This is a genomic window from Streptomyces typhae, from assembly GCF_009755605.1.
GTDB lineage: Bacteria > Actinomycetota > Actinomycetes > Streptomycetales > Streptomycetaceae > Streptomyces > Streptomyces typhae.
The window spans coordinates 277105-301709 of record NZ_WPNZ01000008.1 but is presented as its reverse complement, the minus strand read 5'-3'; the positions used below and the strand labels follow the sequence as shown (position 1 = coordinate 301709).

Annotated in this window: 17 protein-coding genes; 12 read left to right on the top strand and 5 right to left on the bottom strand. The window is 69.8% G+C overall.

Going from position 1 to position 24605, the window contains the following annotated elements; all coding sequences use genetic code 11:
- Positions 1–55 precede the first annotated feature (55 nt).
- The 4 genes from GPA10_RS16955 to GPA10_RS16940 form a co-directional block, all read right to left on the bottom strand.
- Positions 56–940, bottom strand: coding sequence for a hypothetical protein (locus tag GPA10_RS16955; protein ID WP_157166226.1), 885 nt, complete (start codon positions 938–940; stop codon positions 56–58).
- Between the two features lie 4 nt (positions 941–944).
- Positions 945–1772: a peptidase inhibitor family I36 protein gene (locus GPA10_RS16950; RefSeq protein ID WP_157166225.1), complete on the bottom strand. Its 828-nt coding sequence runs from the start codon at positions 1770–1772 to the stop codon at positions 945–947.
- Between the two features lie 225 nt (positions 1773–1997).
- Positions 1998–3836: an Hsp70 family protein gene (locus tag GPA10_RS16945; RefSeq protein ID WP_157166224.1), complete on the bottom strand. Its 1839-nt coding sequence runs from the start codon at positions 3834–3836 to the stop codon at positions 1998–2000.
- Between the two features lie 8 nt (positions 3837–3844).
- Entirely contained in the window at positions 3845–5212 is a 1368-nt protein-coding gene (locus GPA10_RS16940; protein WP_157166223.1) for a P-loop NTPase fold protein, read from the bottom strand.
- A gap of 566 nt (positions 5213–5778) precedes the next feature.
- Here GPA10_RS16940 and ngcE point away from each other — a divergent pair.
- The 10 genes from ngcE to GPA10_RS16890 all read left to right on the top strand — a co-directional run bounded on the left by ngcE (position 5779) and on the right by GPA10_RS16890 (position 19703).
- Complete coding sequence (ngcE, locus tag GPA10_RS16935; RefSeq protein WP_058849385.1) at positions 5779–7227, top strand: N-acetylglucosamine/diacetylchitobiose ABC transporter substrate-binding protein; 1449 nt, start codon at positions 5779–5781, stop codon at positions 7225–7227.
- Positions 7228–7345: 118 nt separating this feature from the next.
- Positions 7346–8275: a carbohydrate ABC transporter permease gene (locus GPA10_RS16930; protein WP_058849384.1), complete on the top strand. Its 930-nt coding sequence runs from the start codon at positions 7346–7348 to the stop codon at positions 8273–8275.
- A 14-nt stretch (positions 8276–8289) separates the two neighbouring features.
- Complete coding sequence (locus GPA10_RS16925; protein WP_058849383.1) at positions 8290–9216, top strand: carbohydrate ABC transporter permease; 927 nt, start codon at positions 8290–8292, stop codon at positions 9214–9216.
- 243 nt (positions 9217–9459) lie between these two features.
- Positions 9460–10659: an ROK family transcriptional regulator gene (locus GPA10_RS16920; RefSeq protein ID WP_157166222.1), complete on the top strand. Its 1200-nt coding sequence runs from the start codon at positions 9460–9462 to the stop codon at positions 10657–10659.
- 120 nt (positions 10660–10779) lie between these two features.
- Positions 10780–11877 (top strand): substrate-binding domain-containing protein, encoded by a 1098-nt coding sequence (locus GPA10_RS16915; protein ID WP_246259231.1) that lies wholly within the window; start codon positions 10780–10782, stop codon positions 11875–11877.
- Between the two features lie 184 nt (positions 11878–12061).
- On the top strand, positions 12062–12862 hold the full coding sequence (locus tag GPA10_RS16910) for an ATP-binding cassette domain-containing protein (protein ID WP_079086580.1): 801 nt from the start codon (positions 12062–12064) through the stop codon (positions 12860–12862).
- Positions 12859–14202 carry a sugar ABC transporter permease gene (locus tag GPA10_RS16905; RefSeq protein WP_425505761.1) on the top strand — a complete coding sequence of 448 codons (1344 nt, stop codon included), beginning with the start codon at positions 12859–12861 and terminating at the stop codon, positions 14200–14202. Before GPA10_RS16910 ends, GPA10_RS16905 begins: the two co-directional genes overlap by 4 nt.
- A gap of 256 nt (positions 14203–14458) precedes the next feature.
- Complete coding sequence (dxs, locus tag GPA10_RS16900) at positions 14459–16387, top strand: 1-deoxy-D-xylulose-5-phosphate synthase (protein WP_343041003.1); 1929 nt, start codon at positions 14459–14461, stop codon at positions 16385–16387.
- Between the two features lie 154 nt (positions 16388–16541).
- The gene (locus tag GPA10_RS16895) at positions 16542–18041 is read left to right on the top strand and encodes an amino acid permease (protein WP_343040984.1); all 1500 of its coding nucleotides are present in this window, start codon (positions 16542–16544) and stop codon (positions 18039–18041) included.
- A 72-nt stretch (positions 18042–18113) separates the two neighbouring features.
- Complete coding sequence (locus GPA10_RS16890) at positions 18114–19703, top strand: ArnT family glycosyltransferase (protein ID WP_157166220.1); 1590 nt, start codon at positions 18114–18116, stop codon at positions 19701–19703.
- A gap of 174 nt (positions 19704–19877) precedes the next feature.
- Here GPA10_RS16890 and GPA10_RS16885 read toward each other — a convergent pair whose 3' ends face one another.
- Positions 19878–20813 carry a hypothetical protein gene (locus tag GPA10_RS16885; RefSeq protein ID WP_343040983.1) on the bottom strand — a complete coding sequence of 312 codons (936 nt, stop codon included), beginning with the start codon at positions 20811–20813 and terminating at the stop codon, positions 19878–19880.
- Between the two features lie 80 nt (positions 20814–20893).
- Between GPA10_RS16885 and GPA10_RS16880 the strand changes: the two genes are divergently transcribed.
- Positions 20894–22093: a CapA family protein gene (locus tag GPA10_RS16880; RefSeq protein WP_157166218.1), complete on the top strand. Its 1200-nt coding sequence runs from the start codon at positions 20894–20896 to the stop codon at positions 22091–22093.
- Positions 22094–22370: 277 nt separating this feature from the next.
- Complete coding sequence (locus GPA10_RS16875) at positions 22371–24599, top strand: HAMP domain-containing protein (protein ID WP_058849375.1); 2229 nt, start codon at positions 22371–22373, stop codon at positions 24597–24599.
- Positions 24600–24605 lie beyond the last annotated feature (6 nt).

The window sequence follows — 24605 nt, the reverse complement described above, 5'->3', positions numbered from 1 at the left end:
GAGCACAGGGGGAGAGCGTGACGGCCATAGCCGGAGGGCCTCATGGTGAGGGGGTTCACGAGGAGGCGTCGAGTGCTCGCTTCCGCAGATCGGTCAATGTCGTCACCTGGCGGCGGGACGACGCGGGCAAGGCCGCCTCGACTCGTCCCTGGGCGGCGCGCACGGCCTCGGCGAGACCGCTCTGCCGCTGGCAGGCGGCGTCCCGCCGGGCGAGCTGGAGTTCGCGGCGGCCGACGGCCCGGAGGGCCGCACGGTCGTCTCCGGCCTTGTGCGCGGCCCTTTGGACGGCGCCGCGCGCATCCTGAAGGGTCGCGAACGGCTCGCCCTTGGCCCGCAGGCAGTCGGCCCACGTCCGCTGCGCGCCGCGGAACGCCGGATCGGCGAGGACTCGGTCGATCACTCGTGCGGTCAGTCCCGCGACGGTGAGTTCGGTCTGCTCCCACGCACTGCCGTACAGCACACGCCGTCCGAGGTGGACGCAGCCGTCCGTGTTGATGCGCAGGTCGGGACTGCCCGGCGCCCTGAGGATGCGCTCGTGCCTGCCTGTTCCCGTCAGCGCTGCGCGCCAGGCGCCGCGGCGTTCGGGGTCCAGGCGGGCGAGGACACGCGCGTTGGGATCGTCGGGCGGCCCGGCCAGAAGGTCGGCGGTGAGGCCGTACCCGTCCGCTGCGGCCTGCGTCTCGCTCAGCAGTCCGTACGGGCTCTCCGCCACCGTGCGACCGGCGGGGACCGGACGGTAGGCGAAGCCCCGCTGCCGCATGCAGGCGGCGACGGCGCGCTCCTCGGAGGCGTGCAGGGACTTCGCCTGCTCCGCGGGGACCACGGTCGCTCCGTCGAACGGCGCGGGTGGCGGGTCGTCGCCCCGGTGGGCGGGTGCTCGGGAGCACCCGCCCACCACCAGCAGACACAGAGCGATCACGACCGCCGGCTGGGCGCGCACGTGCTCAACACCAGTGGTTGGAGGCGACGTTCTTGTAGTACGGGGTCCCGGAGAGGTTGCCGATTCCGTAGCCGCGGCGGATGTCCACGTCGCTGCCGGACCTGCCGAGGCCGCTGTAGATCGTCACGGTGCACTGGGTGCCGCTGTTGGACACCGACACCGCGTTGTTGAACTTGTTGTACTGGAGCAGGTTGTTGTTGTTGCCGTACACCGTGCCCGGGTCACCGGAATAGTTCGTGCTCAGGTACGCGCAGAGCGCACCCGAGGGGCACGGGTCGGCGGTGGCCGGCGTGGCCGATCCCACGGCCAGGCCCATGGCGACCGCAGCGATCGCGGCTCCGCTCGCCGTCAGCTTCTTGAGCATGCTCCTTCTCCCGTCTTCCACCGGGCTTCCGGCCCGGCTGGCGGACAGAACAGGGCAATCATGGGCAAAGCAGCAGCCATGCGCCAGCCAATAACTGGCCACCTCGCTCAGCACCGCCGGGCAGAGGCCACGTTCTTGTGGAACGGGACTTGTGAGGTCGCCGATCCCGTGACCGGGCTGGAGGGTCAGGGAGGGTCCGGTGTAGTGCTTCTTGGTGTAGAGGGTCACGGCGCAATGGGTGCCTGAGTTGTACACCGAGACCGCGTTGGCGAACTCGTGGATGCGCAGCAGATCCTCCATGTTCCGGTCGGCCAGACCGGGCTTGCCTCCGTAACCGCGCTCCGTGTACGCGCACAGGTTCCCGGGGGGACACGGTTCCGCGGCCGCGTCGGCAGCCGTCGGCCCCACGGCCGGCCCCAGAGCGGCCGTCACGATGACGGTCGCACTCGCCATCAACTGCTTCAGCATCGTTGCTCCGCTCCGTGGACGTCGTCTGCCCTTCCGAAGGGGTTCGACGGAAGAGGTTTGACGGGGGTCATCCTCTGAGCAGACTGAGAGGTTGAGAAGGCGTTAACCCGTCACGTTCTCCGGAACCGAAGCCCGCGCCGCCCGATGTCTGACGCTTGATGCTCGGTGCTCGGTGCTCGGTGCTCGGTGCTCGGTGCCTGGTGCCCGATGACTGATGCGACACGGTCAGACCAGGAAGCGCTCCACCTCCTGCGCGCGCTGGTCCATCTGCTTCGCGATCCCCTCGGCGACGTCCGTGACGAGGCGGTCGACGTCGGCGGGGTCGAGGGCCGCGTGGTGCAGGGTGGTCTTGATGAGCTGGCGGGCGCCGAGTTCGGCGCCCTTGGGGAGGGCGAGGGCGACGGCCGCCGTGGCCGCGGCGGTGCCCACCTTCGCCGGGGTCACGCCGCCGCGCAGCATGCGCTTGAGGAACATCATGCCGACCTGCGGCACCCGCGTGGCCGCGGCGAGCACCGTCTGGGAGCCGCGCAGCATGATCCACAGGGCCCGGATGCGGCGGCTGATGGTCGTACCGATGATCTCGGGCAGGGTGATGTCCAGCGTGAACTGGTCGTCACGGATGCCGTACGAGCGGCAGATGCCGAGCACGAGCGGGATCAGCGTCTCCTCCAGCGTGCCGCGCAGATCGGCCAGGACCGAGTCCATACCGGTGAGTTCGCGGATGAGCTCGTCCAGATTCTGCTCGCCGCCCGTGTCCTCGCGCGCCGCCCGCTCCAGGAGGTGCGCGAGGAGGGTGCCCTTGGCCTGGTCGAACGCGGTGAGCAGCCCCGCGCGGATGGCCTCCTCGAACTCCGTGCGGTCCTTCAGCGCGAGGATGTCGCGGCGGAACCGGGCCACGTTGACGCTGTGCCGCCCGATGCTGGCGAGCCCCCGGGTCACCGACAGGGAGGGCTCCGTGTCGTTCTCCACGGTGGCCTCGGGGAACGCCGCGGCGCACAACTCGCGGACCACGGGCATGCGGGAGCCGCCGCCGGTGAGGACGACCAGCTCGGGCCCCGGCGGCCCGAGGTGGCCGCGCACCTCCGTGAGCATCGCCGCGAAGCGGTCCGCCCAGCCGCCGGGCGCCCTGACGACGCGCTCGCGGACGTCGATCTGCCGCAGGCGCTCCACGCTGAGGGAGACCAGGGCGACCAGTTCGGGGGCGCAGCCGGACCGCAGTTCCTGAAGCCGCAGGTCCTTGCCGGTGAACTGGGCCTCCTTCGCGCGGCGGCAGACCAGCGCCAGCATGTCGGCGCCGCCGTCCCGCTTCAGGGCCCTGGTGAACTCCGGGTCCTGTGCGAAGTCCCTGCGCAGCAGCCCGGCCAGGGTGGCGTCGATCTCCCGGCAGCCCAGTTCGGCGCCCACGGGCAGGTTCTTCGGGATCAGGTCCTCCACGACGGTGAGGTCGGTGGTGGAGGAGCCCACGTCGACGACGAGGACACGGTCGAGCCCGGTCCGGTCCCTGCGCTCCGCCCTGCGGTCCCGGACGTGCACCAGGGCCGACTGGGACTCGGCCACCAGGCGCACCGGCACGTCCATGACGCCGAGCTGGCGCTGGTAGGCCCGTACGGAGGCCCGGTCCCAGCCCGCGGGGTGGCCGACGTACAGGACGCAGTCCTCGCGGACCTCGGGGTGGGCGGCGAAGAACTCCGCGAGGAACACCTGGGCGAACTGCACCGCCTGGAGGTCGGTGTGGCCGTGGCGGTTCTTGAAGTTGACGCTGAAGTGCACGCAGTTCCTGGCGAGGACGGCGTCCTCGCCGATGACGACGGTGTGGACGCTCTGGCCGAGGTCCGGCGCGGGCACGCGCCCGAGCGCGGTGACGACCGAGGGTCCCTCGGTGCCGCGGCGGTGCACCTCCGCCTGGTCGCGCCCGGCCGTCGGCAGCCAGCACAGGGAGCTCTCGCCGTCTCCGAGGTCGAGGCCGACCGCGTACCGGACGTCGCGTTCCATGTCGTCCGTGCGTCCCGTGTCGCCCGTGTGCTCCGTGCCGCCGGTGTGCTCCGTGCCGTCCGCGTGTTCCATGGCCTCCGTCACTGGCCCTGTCCCTCTCCGGTGGCGCCTGCGGGCGTGAAGGCCGGGGCGGGCGCCGCACCGCCGTTCGGCGGGCCGCCCGTGACCGTGAGCACCTGCGTGAGCAGTCTGATCTCGGTCGGGGTCGGCGGGTCGGGGAAGTCGAAGCCCTCGCGTCGGTGGGCGACGGCCGCGAGCAGCCGCCGCACCCCCGGGTTCTCCTGGGAGAGGGCGGCATCCTGGCCGCTGAGGTCCGACTTGTAGAACTCGGCGTCGTCGTAGCGCCGCCAGACCCCGGGGTCGGCCCGCAGCGCGGCGAAGAATCCCGGGTGCTTCATGCGCAGCGCGAGCAGGGTGCCCGCGTGCAGCAGGAGACGGCGCGAGGGCGGGTCGTCGGGGTTGAGGCGCAGGGTCACGGCCGTCAGGTTCAGCCCGTTGACGAAGCGGCGGACGCGGCGCGGGTTGGCCTCGAAGGCGACCTCGATCAGCTCCCACAGTTCGCGCGAGCCCGAGAGCTGGGAGTCGGTGATCTTTCCCTGGAGGTGGCGGACGATGGCCTCGAAGGAGACACCTGGCAGGTGGTACGGGAAGTGGATGAGTTTTTCCAGGTACTGACGGCCACGCGCCTCGTCCGGGTGCTCGGCGTTGAACCGCCGGGCGGCGGCCTCCGCGACCACCTGGTAGTCCATGGCCAGGACGAACACGCAGGACGCCTCGCCGAGGAACAGTTTGAGGGAGTCGAGGACGGTGATGGCCGCGTCCGGGGTGCAGCGGTCGAGGTCGTCGACGAACAGCACGAGCCGGCCGCCGTCGGTGTAGGTGCCGACCACCTCGGCGAAGTCCTGCTCGAAGCGGTTGACGTGCAGATATGTCTCCGTGCCCGGTTCGGTGAGGGCGTCCTGCGCGGCGTTCACGTCGTCGGCGGTGAGGATGCCCGCGGTGAGCGGCCCGGCGGCCCGGCGGGCCAGGAGCCAGGCGGCGGCCTGGCTGAGGCGGCGGACGGTGTCCAGGGCGCCGGCCATCCGCTCGCGCAGGGCGAGGTCGCCGGCGAGGCGCCGCTCCTCCAGCTTCTGGGCGATCTCGGTGAGCACGCTCTGGATCAGGGCGTGCCAGATCTCGTCCTTCTGGTCGTACTTCCACGGGTTGAACCAGACGGTCGGCAGGCCGCGCTTGGCAAGGAGGTCCTGGCAGACCTTCATGAAGCTGGACTTGCCCATGCCCCAGGGTCCGAAGACCCCGACGGTGAGCGGCAGGTCCTCGGTGGCGGCGATGGCCTCGCAGAGTACGTCGGCGTGTGCCCGGAACCCGAAGCGGTCCCCGTCCGCGTCCGGGATCGGGTTGTCGGTCAGCAGCATGAGCCCCCCCATGCGCCACGACGAATCAGCCACGGTGACCGATTGTCAGCGGCATACCGCTCATGGTGCCCGAACCGGCTGTTCTGCGAGCGAAGTTCGCCGAAGTACCCGGAAGGTGAAGGGATCGGAAGGCGGCGTGTCCCGGAAGGCGGAGGGCCCGGAAGGCGGAGCGCCCCGAAGGTGGACTGCCCGGAAAGGCGAGCGGGGCCGAGGGCGCTTGAAATGGCCCGGTCCGATTCCGCATTGGTACGGACTTATATGGCGCCGGAACCACGGCCGGAACCACGGCTGGAACCACCGCCGTAACCGCGGCCGGAACGGGGAAGCGGCACGCCTCCGTGAGGTCTCAACTCGGAAAAGACCGCAGCCCAAACCTGCATTCGATCTTGCTTGCCAGACCTCAAGTGGACTATACCTGTCGGCGTCCGCACTGAGCCGGATCGACCAGCCCCCGGAACGACCGACCGCGGGCCCGTTTCGGTCGTTCACCGGCGGCGGACACATCCCGCACCATCGCACGACCCCAGCTTCACAACTCCGCGGTGCCGGGGAGGATCCGGTTCACCGCCTGAGTCCTGGAAGAAGGCGAGGACTTGAGCATGGGATCCACCCCTGGGACCTCCGGCAGGCCCGACGCGAGCGGTGTCGGCCGCCGTGACCTGATCAAGCGTGCTGCCGCGCTCGGCATCATCTCCGTACCGACGATGAGTTTTCTGTCGGCCTGCGCCTCCGGCGGCGGTGACGACAACGACAAGGCCAAGACGGTCAAGAAGTCGAAGGAGAACCCCTTCGGCGTGGCCAAGGACAACGACCTCGACGTCTTCATCTTCAAGGGCGGCTACGGCGACGAGTACGCCAAGGTCTGGGAGTCGTCGTACGAGAAGAAGTACGGCGGCTCGGTCGCGCACAGCGGTGAGCAGGACGTCACCGGCAAGCTCCAGCCCCGCTTCAACAAGGGCAACCCGCCGGACGTCGTCGACGACTCCGGCTCCAAGAAGATGAAGCTGGACACCCTGCACAAGGAAGGTCATCTGACCGACCTCACGCAGCTTCTCGACGCGCCGTCGATCGACGACCCGAGCAAGAAGATCCGCGACATCATGCTGCCCGGCACCATCGAGCAGGGCACCTTCGGCGGCAAGTTCCACGCGCTGTTCTACGTCTACGCGGCGTGGGGTCTGTGGTACTCCAACAAGCTCTTCAAGAAGCACGGTTGGAAGGTGCCGAAGACCTGGGACGAGCTCCTGGACATCATGAAGGACGCCAAGTCCAAGGGCATCGGCGGCCTCGCCCACCAGGGCAAGTACCCGTACTACATGAACATCGTCATCATGGACCTGATCGCCAAGACCGGCGGTATGGACGCCGTGAAGGCGATCGACAACCTCGACAAGAAGGCCTTCGTCGGCAACCCGGCCGCCGAGCGCGCCATCGAGGCGGTGTACGAGATCGTGGAGAAGGGCCTGCTGATGCCGGGCACCAACTCCCTGGAGCACACCGAGGCCCAGACCAAGTGGAACGAGTACAAGGCGGTCTTCATCCCGTCCGGTTCCTGGCTGGAGAACGAGCAGGCCAAGCAGACGCCCGCCGACTTCGAGATGACGTTCCTGCCGCTGCCCCTGCTGCCCGACTCCAAGATGAAGCTGCACGCCGTGCGCACCGGCGCCGACGAGCCCTTCATCGTGCCGTCCAAGGCCAAGAACGTGCCCGGCGGCCTGGAGTTCCTGCGCCGGATGCTCTCCAAGGAGGGCGCCACCGCCTTCGCCAAGGAGGCCAGCTCGCTGTCCGTGCTCGGCCCCGAGTACGTCGACAGCAGCGTCGAACTGCGCCCCGGCATCAAGACGGCCCTCGCCGCCGTCGGCGCGTGCCCGGTCGACGAGCGCTTCAACTTCCGCTACTCGGAGTGGTACGGCGAGCTGGACGTCGAGATCCAGAACGCCACCGGTGAGCTGATGGCCAAGCGCATCACGCCCAAGCAGTGGCTCCAGCGCTGCCAGAAGGCAGTCGACAAGGAAGCCGCGAAGAACCCCGACAAGAAGCGGAACTAGTCGTCGTCATCCGCCGGCCGGGACCGGGCGGCGCGGCCGGGCCCGGCTCCGCCCAGGGGCCGGCCGGCGGTGCGGCGCGGCCGCGGCACGGCCACGGCAAGGCCAGGAGCAGGGTGTTATGCATCGGAAAAAGTACCCGTTCATCGCGGGATTCCTCATTCTTCCCGTCGGGCTCTATGTATTGCTGGTCATCTGGCCCTACATCCAGACCATCAGCTACTCCTTCACCGACTGGAGCGGCGCCTCCCAGAACTTCAATTTCGTCGGCCTCGACAACTACAAGGACCTGGCGAAAGACGACGTCTTCGTCAAGGCGCTGCAGCACAATGCCCTGCTGCTTGTCCTGGTGCCGACCCTGACCATTCTGCTCTCGCTGTTCTTCGCCTTCATGGTGAATGTCGGCGGCCGCGGCGGAGCCGGCGGAGTGTCCGGCGTCAAGGGTTCCGGTTTCTACCGCGTGATCTTCTTCTTCCCGCAGGTCCTGTCCATCGCCATCCTCGCCATCCTCTTCAAGGCGGTCTACCGCGGCGACGACTCCGGCCTGATCAACGGCACGCTCCAGGCCGTCGGCCTCGGGGACAAGAACCACCCCACGGAGTGGCTGAACGACCCGGACCTGGTGCTCTGGTGCATCGTCTTCGTGATGATCTGGGCCGGGGCGGGCTTCTACATGGTGCTGTTCTCCGCCGCCATGCAGTCCATCCCGAGGGACGTCTACGAGGCGGCGCTGCTGGACGGCGCCGGGCGGTTCCAGACCTTCTTCCGGGTCACGCTGCCGCTGCTCTGGGAGACGATCCAGACGGCCTGGGTGTTCCTGGCCATCCTCTCCATGGACGCGTTCCTGCTCATCTCCACCCTCACGTCGCAGGACTTCGGCGGTGGCCCCGACCACAGCAGCGAGGTCATCTCGACGTACCTGATGCGCAACTTCCAGACGTACAGCAAGAGCGGGTACGCCTGCGCCATGGGTGTGGTGATGCTGCTGCTCACCCTGATCGTGTCCATCGTCACGCTGCGGCTCAGCCGCCGTGACCGCATCGAGTACTGAGGGAGGCGCGAGCGATGACGGCTCCCGCGACTCAACCGCCGCTCACCCCGGCCAAGGAGCCGCCCCGGCGCGGCGTCGGCAGCGGCCCCGGCCGGGACGGCATGGAGGGCAAGACCCTCAACGCCTTCTCGCACGGCTTCCTGGTGCTGTGGGCGGTCATGATCGTGCTGCCCCTGATCTGGATCCTGCTCGGCAACTTCAAGACCGACTCCCAGATCAAGTCCAGCGCCTGGACCTGGCCGACCGAGTGGACCTTCGACGCCTTCCAGCGCGGCTGGGAGAAGGGCGTGGGCGACTATCTGCTCAACACCCTGATCGTCATGGTCGTCTCGGTGCCCCTGACGATGCTGCTCGGCGCCATGGCGGCCTACGTCCTGGCCCGCTACGACTTCGTCGGCAACCGGTTCGTGTACTACTTCTTCGTCGCCGGGGCGATGTTCCCGGTGTTCCTCGCGCTCGTGCCGCTGTACTTCATGGTCGACCGGCTCGGCATGCTCAACACCTATCAAGGGTTGATCCTGGTGTACGTGGCGTACTCGCTGCCGTTCACCGTGTTCTATCTGCACTCGTTCTTCCGGACGCTGCCCACGGCCGTGCACGAGGCCGCCGTGATCGACGGTGCGTCGCACACCCGGGTGTTCTTCCAGATCATGGTGCCGATGGCGAAGCCGGGCCTGATCAGCGTGGGAATCTTCAACGTCCTGGGCCAGTGGAACCAGTACATCCTGCCGCTCACCCTGATGCAGAAGCAGAGCGGCGGCGACGCGGACCGCTCCATGCTCGCCCAGGGCCTGGTCAGCCTGATGAACCAGGGGAACTACGAGACGGACCTGCCCGCCCTGTACGCGGGCATGACCATCTCCATGATCCCGGTGCTCGTGGTGTACCTGTCCTTCCAGCGGCAGGTCCAGTCCGGTCTCACGGCGGCCACGATCAAGTAACGACGGTATCGACGGTAACGATCAAGAAGTGGACACGATCAAGTAGACGTGGACACGATCAAGTAGTCGAACGCGATCACCCACAGGAAGCGCCCCGTACGCGGGGCGTTTCGTGTGTGCGGTGCGGCGGCCTGGATTTCCGTCAAGGACTTGACTGCGGCAACCCCTTCAGCAGAGCTTGGAGTTCACAACTTGTACGGGCGGCGACGACGCCGCCCGCCATAGGCGGGAGTGGATGAGTCGATGGAGACTCCGGGGTCGCAGTCGTCACTGCACCGAGCAAATCTGGAGCGGGTCGTGCGCGCGGTACGGCTCGCCGGTTCGCTCACGCAGGCGGAGATCGCCAGGACGACGGGCCTGTCCGCCGCGACGGTATCCAACATCGTCCGGGAGCTGAAGGACGGCGGCACCGTCGAGGTCACCCCCACGTCCGCGGGCGGCCGCCGGGCCCGCAGCGTCTCCCTGAGCGGTGACGCGGGCATGGTCATCGGCATCGATTTCGGCCATACCCACCTGCGCGTCGCGCTCGGCAACCTGGCCCACAAGGTGCTCGCGGAGGAGTCCGAGCCGCTGGACGTGGACGCCTCCGCGGCACAGGGCTTCGACCGCGCGGAACGCCTGGTCGGACGCCTGATCGAGGCCGCCGGCGTGGACCGCGCCAAGGTCGCGGGCGTCGGCCTCGGCGTACCGGGGCCCATCGACGTGGAGTCCGGCACGCTCGGCTCCACGTCCATCCTGCCGGGCTGGACGGGCACCAGGCCCGCCGAGGAGATGAAGGACCGGCTCGGGGTGCCCGTGCACGTCGACAACGACGCCAACCTGGGCGCGCTCGGCGAGCTGGTCTGGGGCGGCGGGCGCGGGGTCAGGGACCTCGCGTACATCAAGGTCGCGAGCGGTGTCGGCGCCGGACTCGTGATCAGCGGCCGGATCTACCGGGGCCCCGGCGGCACGGCGGGGGAGATCGGGCACATCACCCTGGACGAGTCGGGGCCCGTCTGCCGCTGCGGCAACCGCGGCTGCCTGGAGACCTTCGCCGCCGCCCGCTACGTCCTGCCGCTGCTCCACTCCAGCCACGGCAGCGACCTGACCATGGAGCGCGTGGTCGCCCTCGCCAGGGACGGGGACCCGGGCTGCCGCCGGGTGATCGCCGACGTCGGGCGGCACATCGGCAGCGGTGTCGCGAACCTGTGCAACCTGCTCAACCCGAGCAGGGTGGTCCTCGGCGGCGCCCTGGCGGAGGCCGGGGAGCTGGTGCTCGGCCCGATCAGGGAGTCGGTGGGGCGGTACGCGATCCCGAGCGCCGCGCGCCAACTGTCCGTTCTGCCGGGGGCACTCGGCTCGCGCGCCGAGGTGCTCGGGGCGCTCGCCCTCGCGCTCAGCGAGATGGGGGATTCAACCCTTTTGGATGGAAGCCTGCCTTCCGCCACGCCCGCCTTCACTTAGATAACGCATGGCACCGTTGTCATCTCGTTAAGGATTTACTCCTTGACGCGTGTCAAGCGGCCGAGTTGACTTCGAGCACCTCGGCCGCAACGACGCGGCCACGTCAGGGAGGCACCCCCAATGAACGCATTGACGCGCCGCGTCGGCATAGGCACCGTCACCGTTTCCATGGCGCTGGCCTTGGCCGCGTGCGGCGAAGCCGGTGACGGCGAGGACAAGGGCGGCGGCGGCGACGGCAAGACCATCGGTCTGCTGCTGCCGGAGAACAAGACCACGCGCTACGAGACCTTCGACCGTCCCATCATGGAGTCGAAGATCGAGTCGCTCTGCGGCGACTGCGAGGTCAAGTACAACAACGCCGCGCAGGACATCGAGACGCAGAAGAAGCAGTTCGACGCCCTGATCACGCAGGGCGTCAAGGTGATCATCCTGGACTCGGTGGACTACAAGTCCACCAAGGGCTGGGTCGAGCGCGCCAAGAAGGAGGGCGTGCAGGTCGTCGCGTACGACCGGCTCGCCGAGGGCCCGCTGTCGGCCTACGTCAGCTACGACAACGAGAAGATCGGCCGGCTCCAGGGCGGCGCCCTGGTCAAGGCGCTCGGCTCGAAGGCCAAGAGCGCCAACGTTGTCATGATCAATGGTTCGCCGACCGACCCGAACGCCCCCTTCTTCAAGAAGGGCGCCCACTCGGTGCTCGACAAGAACGTCAAGAAGATCGCGTACGAGCAGGACATCCCGGACTGGTCCCCGGACGAGGCCAACAAGAAGATGGCCACCGCCATCGACAAGCTCGGCAAGGACGGCATCGACGGCGTCTACTCCGCCAACGACGGCATGGCGGGCGGCATCATCACCGCCCTCAAGCAGCGCGGCATCGACGTCCCCGTCGGCGGCCAGGACGCGGAGCTCGCGGGCCTTCAGCGCCTGCTGACCGGCGACCAGGCCTTCACGATCTACAAGCAGATCAAGCCCGAGGCCGAGACCACCGCCGAGATCGCGGTCCGCCTCCTCAAGGGCAAGAAGATCGACGACATCACCGACCGCAAGGTGAACTCGCTCAGCGGCGACTACAAGGGCATCCCCGCGAAGCTGTACGACGCGCAGGCGATCACCAAGGACGAGGTGGCCGACACCATCGTCAAGGACAAGGTGTACAAGGTCAGCGAGATCTGCACCAAGGAGTTCAAGAAGGCCTGCGAAGAGGCCGGGATCAAGTAACTCCCGCCCTGCCCGGGTGTTGACGCGGCCCGAGAGCCGCGAGACACCTTCCCCAGCGGTCCGGTGCCCGCCCGAGCCACATCCCGCCCCGCAGCCGGAGGGCGGGCACCGGCCACCTCGCTCCGCCCGTTCCCCCCTGCTCCCGCAGCTCTTCACCATCCCCGCCGGCCAGGCGGCGAAGGAGATGATTCACGTGTCCGCTACGCCCGTGCTGGCGTTGCGCGGGGTCTCCAAGCGATTCGGTGCCGTCCAGGCGCTCACGGACGTAGACCTCGAGATCCACACCGGTGAGGTGGTCGCCCTCGTCGGCGACAACGGCGCCGGAAAGTCCACGCTCGTCAAGACCATTTCCGGGGTCCACCCCATCGACGACGGTGCCATCGAGTGGGAGGGCACCAAGGTCGACATCGGCCGGCCGCACGACGCCCAGAACCTCGGCGTCGCCACCGTCTACCAGGACCTCGCGCTCTGCGACAACCTCGACGTCGTCGCCAACCTCTTCCTCGGCAGCGAGCTGAGGAGCGCCTCCGTCCTCGACGAGATCAGGATGGAGAAGCGCGCCCGGGAGCTCCTGGACACCCTGTCCATCCGCATCCCGAGCGTCCGCATCCCCGTCGCCGCGCTCTCCGGCGGTCAGCGGCAGGTCGTCGCCATCGCCCGCGCCCTGGTCGGCGACCCCAAGGTCGTCATCCTCGACGAGCCCACCGCCGCCCTCGGCGTCGAGCAGACCGCGCAGGTCCTCGACCTCGTGGAGCGGTTGCGCGAGCGCGGCCACGGCGTGATCCTCATCAGCCACAACATGGCCGACGTGCAGGCCGTCGCCGACCGGGTCGCGGTCCTGCGGCTCGGCCGCAACAACGGCGTCTTCGACGTCGCGCAGACCTCGCCCGAGGAAGTCATCGCCGCGATCACCGGCGCCACGGACAACGCCGTCACCCGCCGCAGGGCGCGCACGGCCACGGCACTGAAGGAGGACGCGAAGTGAGCGACCTCGCCAAGACCCCCGAGCCCACGAAGGGCCCCGCGGACCGCACGGACCGCACGGCCCCGGGCGACGCCGTGGACGCCGAGCAGTCCGCCGCCCCCGCGGCGGCCGCCGCGCCGGTCGATCCGCGCCTGCTCGTGCGCGAGCAGGGCTTCGCCGGGTACTGGACGGAGTTCGTCCGCAAGGTGCGCGGCGGTGAGCTCGGCTCCCTGCCCGTCGTCATCGGCCTGATCGTCATCGGTCTGGTCTTCCAGCTCCAGAACGACAAGTTCCTGTCCGCGAGCAGCCTCGCCAACATCGCGGTGTTCACCTCCGGCGTCGGCATCATGTCGGTCGGCATCGTCTTCGTGCTGCTGCTCGGCGAGATCGACCTGTCCGTCGGCTCCGTGGCGGGTGTCGGCGCCGCCGTCTGGGCGGTACTCAGCGTCAACCACGGCTGGGGCGACTGGCTGTCGGTGTTCGTGGCGATCGCCTCCGGTCTGGTGATCGGCGTCCTGCACGGCTTCTTCTTCGCCAAGATCGGCGTACCGGCCTTCGTGGTCACCCTGGCGGGCTTCCTCGGCTGGAGCGGTCTGCAGATCTGGATGATGGGCAAGGAGGGCAGCATCAACACGCCCACCGGCTCCGTCGTCGAGGACCTGACCACGCACTTCTTCGCCGACAAGGCCGCCGCCTACGGGCTCGCCCTGGTCGCGGTGCTCGCCTACGCGGGCTCCCAGCTCTGGGACTCCCGGCGCCGCAAGGAAGCGGAGCTGCCCTCGCGCCCGCTCAGCGAGGTCCTGCTGCGCACCGGCGTCCTCGCGGTGCTCGCCTTCGTGGTCGCGTACTTCCTGAACGAGCCCAAGGGCGCCCGCGGCCTGCCGCTCGCCCTGGTCCTGTTCCTGGCCGTCCTGGTGATCGCGGACTTCGTGGCCCGGCGCACCACCTTCGGCCGCCAGGTCTTCGCGGTCGGCGGCAACGCGGAGGCGGCCCGCCGCGCGGGCATCAACGTCGACCGGGTGCGGATCACCGTGTTCGCGATCTCCGGCATGCTCGCCGCCTTCGGCGGACTCTTCATCGCGAGCCTGTCCGGCGGCGCGACCAAGAGCCTCGGCAGCGGCAACACCCTGATGATCGTGATCGCGGCGGCCGTCATCGGCGGCACCAGCCTCTTCGGCGGCCGCGGCAAGATCTGGTCCGCCATGCTCGGCATGCTCGTGATCCAGTCGATCCAGCAGGGCCTGAACCTGGAGGGCATGGCCAGCGAGATCCAGTACATGATCACCGGTGCGGTGCTGCTCGCCGCCGTCGTGATCGACTCGGTCTCCCGGCGCACCCAGAAGTCCGCGGGCCGCGCCTGAACCCGCAGGTCCGTGCCCGGCACCGGTCCCCCCGGCGCCGGGCACGGCCGCGTCCGCGACCGTTCAAAAATAGGAACGTGTGTTCCCCTGGTGTGCCGGGTACTGGTGGGTCCTACCGGTCGTACCAGTCGATTTACAGCCGATCGCGTGACGTACGACTCCCGGGCCGGACTCCGCCGTCAGCGGCGGAACATTAGAATCGACAGGCCCGGCAATGCTCGAACAGCGCTACACGCTCTACTGCAAGGAGGCACGGGTGCCGCTGCTGACCCGCATCACGGGACCGCGCGATCTCGACCCGCTCGGCCCGGAACAGCTCAACGAGCTGGCGACCGAGATCCGCGGCTTCCTCGTCGACGCAGTCGCCAAGACCGGCGGCCACCTCGGCCCCAACCTCGGCGTCGTCGAGCTGACCATCGCCCTGCACCGCGTCTTCGAGTCGCCCAGGGACAAGGTCCTCTGGGACACCGGACACCAGGCCTACGTGCACAAGCTGCTCACCGGCCGCAAGGACTTCTCCGCGCTGCGCGCCAAGGGCGGCCTGTCCGGCTACCCCGCGCGCGCCGAGTCCGACCACGACGTGATCGAGAACAGCCACGCCTCCACGGTCCTCGGCTGGGCCGACGGCCTCGCCAAGGCCAACGAGGTGCGCGGCAAGGACGACCACGTGGTCGCCGTCATCGGTGACGGCGCGCTCACCGGCGGCATGGCCTGGGAGGCGCTGAACAACATCGCCGCCGCCAAGGACCGCCCCCTGGTCATCGTGGTCAACGACAACGAGCGGTCGTACGCCCCCACCATCGGCGGCCTCGCCAACCACCTCGCGACCCTGCGCACCACCGACGGCTACGAACGCTTCCTGGCCCGCGGCAAGGACATCCTGGAGCGCACCCCGGTCGTCGGCAGGCCGCTGTACGAGACGCTGCACGGCGCCAAGAAGGGCCTGAAGGACTTCATCGCCCCGCAGGGCATGTTCGAGGACCTCGGCCTGAAGTACGTCGGGCCGATCGACGGCCACGACATCGAGGCCCTGGAGTCCGCCCTTCAGCGCGCCAAGCGCTTCGGCGGCCCGGTCATCGTGCACTGCATCACCGAGAAGGGCCGCGGCTACCAGCCCGCCGAGGAGGACGAGGCCGACCACTTCCACGGCATCGGCCCGATCCACCCCGACACCGGCCTGCCCATCGCCGCCGGCGGCATGGACTGGACGTCCGTCTTCGGCGAGGAGATGGTCAAGCTCGGCCGGGAGCGCGAGGACATCGTCGCGATCACCGCCGCGATGCTCCAGCCGGTCGGCCTGAAGAAGTTCGCCGAGGAGTTCCCCGGCCGGGTCTACGACGTCGGCATCGCCGAGCAGCACGCCGCGGTGAGCGCGGCGGGCCTCGCCACCGGCGGCCTGCACCCCGTCTTCGCCGTGTACGCCACCTTCCTCAACCGGGCCTTCGACCAGCTCCTGATGGACGTGGCCCTGCACAAGTGCGGCGTCACCTTCGTCCTGGACCGGGCCGGAGTCACCGGCACGGACGGCGCCTCGCACAACGGCATGTGGGACATGTCGATCCTCCAGTGTGTGCCGGGGGTGCGGATCGCCGCCCCGCGCGACGCCGACCAGGTCCGCCTCCAGCTCCGCGAGGCCGTCGAGGTCGACGACGCGCCGACCGTCGTGCGCTACTCCAAGGGCGCCGTCGGCCCCGCCGTCAAGGCCGTCGCGAAGGTCGGCGGCATGGACGTGCTGCGCCGTGCCGACACCGACAGGCCCGATGTCCTCCTCGTCTCCGTGGGCGCGCTCGCCCCGATGTGCCTGGAGATCGCCGGTCTGCTCGACAAGCAGGGCATCTCCACGACCGTCGTCGACCCCCGCTGGGTCAAGCCGGTCGACGAGGCGATGGCGCCGCTCGCCGAGCAGCACCGCGTCGTGGTCACCGTCGAGGACAACTCCCGCGCGGGCGGCGTCGGCTCGGCCGTCGCCCAGGCCCTCAGGGACGCGGGCGTCGACGTACCGCTGCGCGACTTCGGCATCCCGCCGCGCTTCCTCGACCACGCCTCGCGCAAGGAGGTCATGGCCGAGATCGGGCTCACCGCGCCGGACATCGCCCGGCAGGTGACCGGCCTGGTCGCCAAGCTGGACGGCCGCTTCGAGCGCGCCGGTGCGCACGTGGACTCCGTGGAGCCCGCGCGCGACTGATGGCCGCAGCGCCTCACAGGTATCCGGATGGGCCGGTTCCGCCACCGTCAAGAGTGGTGAAACCGGCCCATCTGCGTGAATGCACCCGCGTCGGGGCATCACCTCTCCGCCCCCTCTCGATCATGTCGAGGACGACAAGCGTGGGAGGTACGCCGTGAGCAGCACCCTCTTCCGGACGAAGAAGGTCGAGCAGTCCATCCGCGACACCGAGGAGCCGGAGCACGCGCTCAAGAAATCCTTGTCCGCGCTCGACCTGACCGTCTTCGGCGTCGGTGTCATCATCGGCACCGGCATCTTCGTCCTCACCGGCACGGTCGCCAAGAACAACGCGGGCCCCTCCGTCGCCCTCGCCTTCGTGGTCGCCGGGGTCGTCTGCGCGCTCGCCGCGCTCTGCTACGCCGAGTTCGCCTCCACGCTCCCGGTCGCCGGATCCGCGTACACGTTCTCGTACGCGTCGCTCGGCGAACTGCCCGCCTGGATCATCGGCTGGGACCTCGTCCTGGAGTTCGCGCTCGGCACGGCGGTGGTCGCCGTCGGCTGGTCCGGGTACATCGCCTCGCTGCTCGACAACGCGGGCTGGCAGCTGCCCGAGGCGCTGAGCGGGCGGGACGGCGCCGACGGCTTCGGCTTCGACATCCTCGCCGCGCTCCTCGTCCTGGTCCTCACCTGCATCCTCGTCCTCGGCATGAAGCTGTCCGCGCGGATCACCTCGCTCGTCGTCGCGATCAAGGTGGCGGTCGTCCTCGTTGTGATCGTCGCGGGCGCCTTCTTCGTCAAGTCGGAGAACTACGACCCGTTCATCCCGGACTCGCAGCCGGTGGAGGCGGGCGGCGGCCTGCACTCGCCCCTCATCCAGCTCATGTTCGGCTGGGCGCCCGCCAACTTCGGCGTCATGGGCATCTTCACCGCCGCCTCGGTCGTCTTCTTCGCCTTCATCGGCTTCGACATCGTCGCCACCGCCGCCGAGGAGACCAGGAACCCGCAGCGGGACATGCCGCGCGGCATCCTCGGCTCGCTCCTCATCTGCACCACGCTCTATGTCGCCGTGTCGATCGTCGTGACCGGTATGCAGCACTACAGCAAGCTCTCCGTGGACGCCCCGCTCGCCGACGCCTTCAAGGCCACCGGGCACCCCTGGTTCGCGGGCTTCATCAGCTTCGGCGCCGCCGTCGGCCTCACCACGGTCTGCATGATCCTGCTGCTCGGCCAGACCCGGGTGTTCTTCGCGATGAGCCGCGACGGGCTCCTGCCGCGCTTCTTCTCCCGCGTCCACCCGCGCTTCCGTACCCCGCACCGGCCGACCGTCCTCCTCGGTGTGATCATCGCCGTCGTGGCCGGGTTCACCCCGCTGAGCGAACTCGCCGAGCTCGTGAACATCGGCACCCTGTTCGCCTTTGTGATCGTCGCGATCAGCGTGATCATCCTGCGCCGCACCCGCCCGGACCTGCCCCGCTCCTTCCGCACCCCCTGGGTTCCGCTCCTCCCGATCCTGTCGGTGTGCGCCTCGCTGTGGCTGATGCTCAACCTGCCCGCCGAGACCTGGGTCCGCTTCGCCGGCTGGATGGCCGTGGGCGTCGTCGTCTACTTCCTCTACGGCCGCTCGCACAGCATGCTCGGACGCCAGGAGAAGTCGACTTCCCCTCACACGGAGTGACTGCCTCCGCGATCGTTTCGGCCCTGTACGTTCCATTTTGGTGGAACCGCAGGGCCGGATAGCGTGCGGGCCATGCCCGTCGAGCCTCTCGCTCCCTCACGCTCCGTATCCATCGTGGCCGCCGGGACCACCGGGACCGTACCCGGACACCGGACCTATTGGCCCCGGCTGCTGCCCGCCCTCGCCCTGCTGGCCTGTGCGACGCGCCTGCCCTCGTTCACCCGGCCGCTGTGGAACCCCGACGAGGGCTTCCTCGCCGTCCAGGCGCGGCTCCTCGCGGACGGGGGCGAGCTGTACGAGACGGTGGTCGACCGCAAGCCGCCCCTCGTGCCCTGGCTGTACCGGGCCGCTTTCGCCGTGGCGGGGGACCAGTCGCTGACCTCCGTACGGGTCCTCGCGATCGGCGCGCAACTGCTCACCGCCGTGCTGCTCGCCTCCCTGGCCCGCCGCCGCTGGGGGGACCGGGCGGGGCGCACCGCCGGTGTCCTGTACCTTCTGGCCTCCGTCGGCCTGAACCCCGAGGACGCCCAGGCCGCCACCTTCGAGATCTTCATGCTGCCCTGCACGGCCGCCGCCATGTGGAGCGCGGACAGGCGGCGTTGGGGGCCGGCGGGGGCGGCGGTGGCGTGCGCCTTCCTCGCCAAGCAGACCGGGGGAGCGGTGCTGGTGCCGGTGGTGTGGCTGCTGTGGCGGTCGGGGGCGGAGGGCGCCGGGGCGGGGTTCGCGGGCGGGGCGCGGCACGAGGGGGTGCGGTTCGCGGGCGGGACGCGGCGGGTAGGGGTGCGGTTCGCCGCCGGTGCCTGGCACGAAGGGGTGCGGTTCGCCGCCGGGGTGGCGGGGCCCGTGCTCGCGGCGGCCTTGCTGACCGACCCGGGGGGCTTCGTGTTCTGGACGGTCACGGGGTCGGGTGCCTACGCGTCCTTCACCGGCTCGGAACTCCATGTGCTCTCCCGCGGCCTCGCGAACACCGCGCTGCTCGGCGCGGCCTGCGCGGGGTTCCTGCCGCCGGTGCTGCGGGTGCTGCGCGTGGCGAGGACCGGGGCCGCGGACCTGTGGCTGTGGCTCGGCTCGTCGGCGGGCGCGGTCGTGCTCGGCTTCCACTTCTTCGGCCACTACTTCCTCCAGCTCACACCGCCGCTGGCCCTTCTGGGCACAGTTGCCCTGCAAATCCTGCCCGGGGAGCGCACCGTGAGGGCAGTCCTCACCTCCGCGTGCGCCTGCTCGCTGTTCGTGTCCTGGGGGCTCCTCGCGCCCCGCACCGACCTCGCGCACGCCGAGCACGTCGCCGCCTCCGTCCGCGGCCGCACGGCCCCCGGCGACCGCGTCCTGGTGTGGGGCATGCACCCCGAGACGTACTGGCTCGCCGACCGCACCCCGGCCAGCCGCTATCTGACCGCGGGCCTCCTCACCAACTACAGCGGGGGCCGTGACGGTCCCCAGGTGGGGGAGGAGTACGCGGTGGAAGGGTCCTGGGACGTCTTCCGCGCCGAACTGGCCGCCCGCCCGCCCGCGATCGTCGTCGACGACTCCCGCGGGAAGCCCTTCGGGCCCGAGCGGGTGGTGGGGTTCCGGCGGGTGCTGAGGGGTGGGGGGTATGTGCGGGTGGGGGTGGTGGGGGGTGCGGTGGTGTACGCGCGGGGCGCCGAGCAATGGTGCCGGTGAGGTGCAGCCCGTCCGGCGTTTGAGGACGAGGCGCGGAGCGCCGGTACGGAGGTCCAGAGGCGGAGCCCCCGTCGTGTAAAGGCAGGTACGAGTCGCGTCAAGGCAGGTACGAGTCGCGTCGAGGCGGGTACGAAAGGGAAGCCGACCCCGGGCCGCCGGGGCAACGGGCGGTGCCTACATGCGCCGCCAGTCCCGCGTCACCGCGGCCATGGCCGCCACGGCCTTGCGCCGCCCCGCCCGGCTGTCCCGGATTCCCGCGCCGAACTCGACGTGCAGGAACTCCGTCTCCTCGGCCCAGGCCGTACGCCCCTGCACATTGCGGCGCCCCTCCAGGGGACAGGAGCGGGCCCAGGCGCGGCACACCTCGTAGCCGCGCCGCCGCAGCGCGTCCGCCAGGTCCCGGCCCTCCGCCACCGCCTCGCGGCCCCGGCCCGTGGAGGCGACCACGTCGTACCGGGGGGCGGAGTCGTCCGCCATCCCGTGCACCTGGATACCGGGCACCCCGCGCTTCGCCAACTCGTCGCAGATCGCGTGGAACACGCTCTTCCGGCGGTGCGCCACGTCCGCCTCGTCGCCGCGCCCAGCTTTGCGATGTGCCCCAGCAATGACGAGGACACCGCCGGGTGAGCGGCTGAGCAGCGCGGCGCCGAGATGCTCGGTACTGCGGTCGGCGACCGGGTGCGGAACCTGCACCGACCAGCGGATCGGGGAGTCGAGATCGATGTACGCCCGGCCCCAGCCGCGCGGGGCCTCCGAGTCCCCGTCGACGTCGAGCCGGTCGGAGACCTCGGCGTAGCGCCGCCCGGTGGACGGCTCGGTGACCGTGCGGACACGGAAGTCGACATCGGCCAGACGGCGTTCGGCGCGGGAGCGGTGCCGGTCCAGGAGGAGGGCCACGCCGTCGGCTACGGCGCGCCGCTCGTCGCGGGTGGGGCGGTCGTAGCCGCTGTCCTCGGAGAAGCTCGACGTGTAGGCAGTGATCAGCTCCTCGACACCGGCGTCGGCGGGCAGGTCGCGCTCGCCGAAGGAGCCGCGCCGCCCTTCGGAGCCGTCGTCCGACGAGCCGCACTGCGTGAGACTCAGCACACCGGCGAGAGCCAGCGCAAGCACAGCAAGGGTCCTCTGACGCTTTGCTTTTGTGATTGACCGAATTGGAGGCTGAGTCATGGTTGTATAAAGATAGCCTCGTGATGACACGTCCTTCTCGCGGGCTCATACCGGCCTGCGCCGCCTCGCTCGTCCTGCTCGCGGCCACCGCCTGCGGCCCCTTCGGCGACGACGGGAAGGCCGCCGACGACGGCGGCCCGGCCTTCACCGTCGCCGCCGCGGGCGACATCCTCATCCACCCCAAGCTCACCGAGCAGGCGCGCAAGGACGCGAAGGCGACGGGCAAGGGAGAGCAGGGGATCGACTTCGCCCCGATGCTGGCCGGCATCAAGCCGGTGATCAGCAAGGCGGACCTCGCCATCTGCCACTTCGAGCCGGTGGTGGGTGAGCCCGGCGGGCCGTTCCAGGGCTTCCCGGACTTCGTGGTGCCGCCGCAGATCACCACGGCGGTCAAGGGCGTCGGCTACGACCAGTGCTCCAGCGTCTCCAACCACAGCCTCGACCACGGCCCCGAAGGGGTCACCCGGACCCTGAACGCCCTGGACAAGGTGGGGCTGCGGCACACCGGAACGGCACGGAACCAGGCAGAGGCGGACAAGCCCCTCATCACCAATGTGAAGGGGGTCAAGGTCGGCCAGATCGCCTTCGCCCTCGGCTTCAACGGGCGCGAAGTCCCGAAGGACAAGCCCTGGCTCGCCAATCTGACCGACTTCGACCGGATCGCCGCCGCCGAGAAGAAGGCCCGCGCCGCCGGTGCCGACGTCGTGATCCTGAGCATCCACTGGGGCAAGGAGCACCAGCCCAACGCCGCGGCCCAGCAGGTCGAACTCGGCCGCAGGATCGCCAAGGAGACCGGCATCGACCTCGTCGTCGGCCACCACGCGCACGTGGTGCAGCCGATGGAGAAGGTCGACGGCACCTGGATCGCGTACGGCCTCGGCAACCAGATCGCCCGGCACGACGCGCCCAGCGGACTGACCGAGGAGGGCGTGATCGGCTGGTTCGAGTTCCACAAGCGCGGCGGCAAGTGGGACGTCGACGCCAAGTACGTGCCCACCTTCACCGAACTCCCGCCGGACCCCGACGAGTCCGACCAGATTCCCAAGGGCGCCGTGCAGAACAACCGGCTGCTCACCGTCACCGACGCGCTGCGCAACGGTGACAAGCTCAGCGACCAGCAGCGCGCCCGCTACCGCCTCGCCTTCGAGCGCACGGAGGGCACCCTGCTCAACCGCGGCGGCGGCAAGGACGGCCTCGAGCCCCTGGAGAAGTTGCCGGACTGAGAAATTCCGAAGAACACCCGGCGGTATGACTGGCGCTCTTCGAGGCGTTCAAACAAAGTGGATCTTTGATCTGGCTCACATCTCGCCGAGTTCGTACATCCATCCGGACCCGTCATGGGTCATGACATTCCGAGTCGCACCCGTGCGCCTACGCGCGCAGTAACGCAACCCCTTGCCCGCGTCACCACAGTGTCACATTGTGTCACTCCAGGAGAGGAGCTCCCCCTTGGCCGCTTCGCCCACGAAGCGGCGGCACAAGGTCCGCCGAAGGACCGACATGTCACTGATCGGAGGCATACGCCCTCCGATAGCCGTGCTGTCGGTTCTGCTCCTTGCCCTGGCGGGCGTCACCGCCCTCACCCTCGGCCGCGTCGGCCAGGAGGCCGTCCCCAAGGCCGTCAAGTCGTCCCAGCAGCACTTCGCCGAGGACGGCGCGATCGCCCTGAGAGCCTCCATCGACGAGAGCGTCACCGACCTCACCCGGACCGCGGATCTGTTCAACGCGGCCGAGCCGGTGCCCGCCGACGCCGTACTCGACAAGATCGGCAGCGTCTACCAGAAGTGGATGGGCACCGCCGTCGTCGAGATCCGCTCCGGCAAGCTGATGGCCGCACGTGGTGAGAACGTGCCGCTGGCCGCGATCGACCGCAGCAAGCTCAGCGACGACCACGGACTCGATCCCCGCATGGTCCGCCTGGAGAACGGCGAGACCCGGCTGCTCACCTTCTCCGTACTCGCCTGGAAGGGCCAGCCGCAGCAGCTCCTGGTCGCCTCGAGCAGCCTGCGCTTCCCCGGCATCAGCCTCGGCAACTTCCGCTCCATCGCGGTCGTCGGTGAGGACGGCAAGGTGCTCAGCACCGACGGCATCCCGGAGCCCGAGCAGGTCAGCACCGACGAGGAGCAGGCCGAGGTCAAGGCCTCCAACAACCAGCTGAAGGCGTTCGCGGAGACCGCGGCGAAGAAGTCCCGCAGCCACCCGATCCTCTCCAAGGAACCCGGCTCCGGCGGCTACCTCGGCGTCAGCGGCCATCTGATCGGCGACCGCCACGACGGTGAGCGTGCCGTCGCCGGCTACGCCTCGCTCGCCGCCCCCGAGGCCGGCGAGTCCACCGTGGCCACCCGGCTCGGCCTCAGCGTCGTCGCCATGGTCCCGGTGGCCGAGGACTCCAAGCGCACCACGAGTTCCGCCTTCGGTCTGCTCGCCGCGGGCGCGCTGCTGCTCATCGGCGGTCTGACGGTCTTCTGGCTGCTTCGCACCGTGCAGCGCCCGCTGATTCAGCTGTTCCTGGAGAGCCGCAGGCTCACGCGCGGCGACCTCAACCGTCCGGTCTCCGTGCCCAAACACGGCGAGGCCCGTCGCATCGGCGCCGCCCTGGAGCGCCTGCGCCGCCAGCTCCTCGGCGAACCGGCCGCGAAGGCCACCCCCAGGCGCAGCAGGTTCGGCACCCGCACCCTGGTCGCGGTCGCCGGAGTGCTGCTGCTCGTCTGGGCGGGGCCGCTGCTGCTCCTGCTCAACCGCGCCGGTGACAGCGTCCAGGTGCCCCAGCAGATGATCAACGACCAGCGGGAGCGCACCGACACGCTCTCCGACCGGGTCCGCCGCGCCCTCAACGAGGGCCACGCCGACCTCACCTCGGTGGCCTCGCTGATCGGCACCAAGACCGAGGCCTCGGACATGGAGAAGGTCCTCGACTCCACCCTGAACCAGCACTCGCGCTACCGGTCCCTTTACGTCCTCGACCACAAGGGCGAGGTGCTCGCCGAGGCCGGCGGGGACCCGCGCGGCGCCGGTGACAAGCCGTCCGACCAGCAGGTCCGGGTGCTAGACGAGGACGGCAAGGAGCCGGTGATCATCGGCACGGCCGAGCTGTCGGGCCGCCAGGGCGCCGCGGTGGTGGGCGAGTTCCGTATCGAGTTCCTCAACTCGCTGCTCAAGCGCCCCGGCCTCGGCGAGGTCCGGGTCGTCGACAAGGACCGCAAGATCATCGGTGGCAACACCGGCTACCGCGAGTTCCAGGGGCTGCCGAGCGGACGCCTGGACGGGCTCGTGCGGGGCACCAGCCAGAAGGTCGGCAACAAGCCGCGGCCCAGCGGTGTGCTGTACCGCGACGGCGACGACATCCAGATCGCCGCCGCCGCCCCGTTCGCCGGTGGCGGTGTGGCCGAGCAGCTCGGCTGGACCGTCGTGAGCTGGCAGCCCGCGTCCGCCCTCGCCATCCCCGAGTACACCCTTCAGAACCGCACGGTCCTCGCGGGCATGCTCGGTGTCACGGCGGCCGCGGCCTGCCTCGGCTGGCTGCACATCATCGTGGTGCGGCCGCTGCGCAAACTCATGGAGCAGTCGGAGGCACTGGCCGATGGTGACCGCAAGACCGTCCTGTATCCGGTCCATCACGACGAGGTGGGTGCCGTGACCCGTAGCCTCGAACTGATCAGGCAGCAGCTGCCGTCCGGCGCGCAGCGCAAGCGGGACGGCGCGTCGGCCGGTCTCGCCGGAAGGAACTGAACCGCC

Excerpts from the sequence above, each read along its gene's own strand:
- GPA10_RS16950 (WP_157166225.1), bottom strand. The coding sequence starts at position 1,772 with ATGCTGAAGCAGTTGATGGCGAGTGCGACCGTCATCGTGACGGCCGCT.
- GPA10_RS16945 (WP_157166224.1), bottom strand. The coding sequence starts at position 3,836 with ATGGAACACGCGGACGGCACGGAGCACACCGGCGGCACGGAGCACACG.
- ngcE (WP_058849385.1), top strand. The coding sequence starts at position 5,779 with ATGGGATCCACCCCTGGGACCTCCGGCAGGCCCGACGCGAGCGGTGTC.
- GPA10_RS16930 (WP_058849384.1), top strand. The coding sequence starts at position 7,346 with ATGCATCGGAAAAAGTACCCGTTCATCGCGGGATTCCTCATTCTTCCC.
- GPA10_RS16925 (WP_058849383.1), top strand. The coding sequence starts at position 8,290 with ATGACGGCTCCCGCGACTCAACCGCCGCTCACCCCGGCCAAGGAGCCG.
- GPA10_RS16920 (WP_157166222.1), top strand. The coding sequence starts at position 9,460 with ATGGAGACTCCGGGGTCGCAGTCGTCACTGCACCGAGCAAATCTGGAG.
- GPA10_RS16915 (WP_246259231.1), top strand. The coding sequence starts at position 10,780 with ATGAACGCATTGACGCGCCGCGTCGGCATAGGCACCGTCACCGTTTCC.
- GPA10_RS16910 (WP_079086580.1), top strand. The coding sequence starts at position 12,062 with ATGATTCACGTGTCCGCTACGCCCGTGCTGGCGTTGCGCGGGGTCTCC.
- GPA10_RS16890 (WP_157166220.1), top strand. The coding sequence starts at position 18,114 with ATGCCCGTCGAGCCTCTCGCTCCCTCACGCTCCGTATCCATCGTGGCC.
- GPA10_RS16880 (WP_157166218.1), top strand. The coding sequence starts at position 20,894 with ATGACACGTCCTTCTCGCGGGCTCATACCGGCCTGCGCCGCCTCGCTC.
- GPA10_RS16875 (WP_058849375.1), top strand. The coding sequence starts at position 22,371 with ATGTCACTGATCGGAGGCATACGCCCTCCGATAGCCGTGCTGTCGGTT.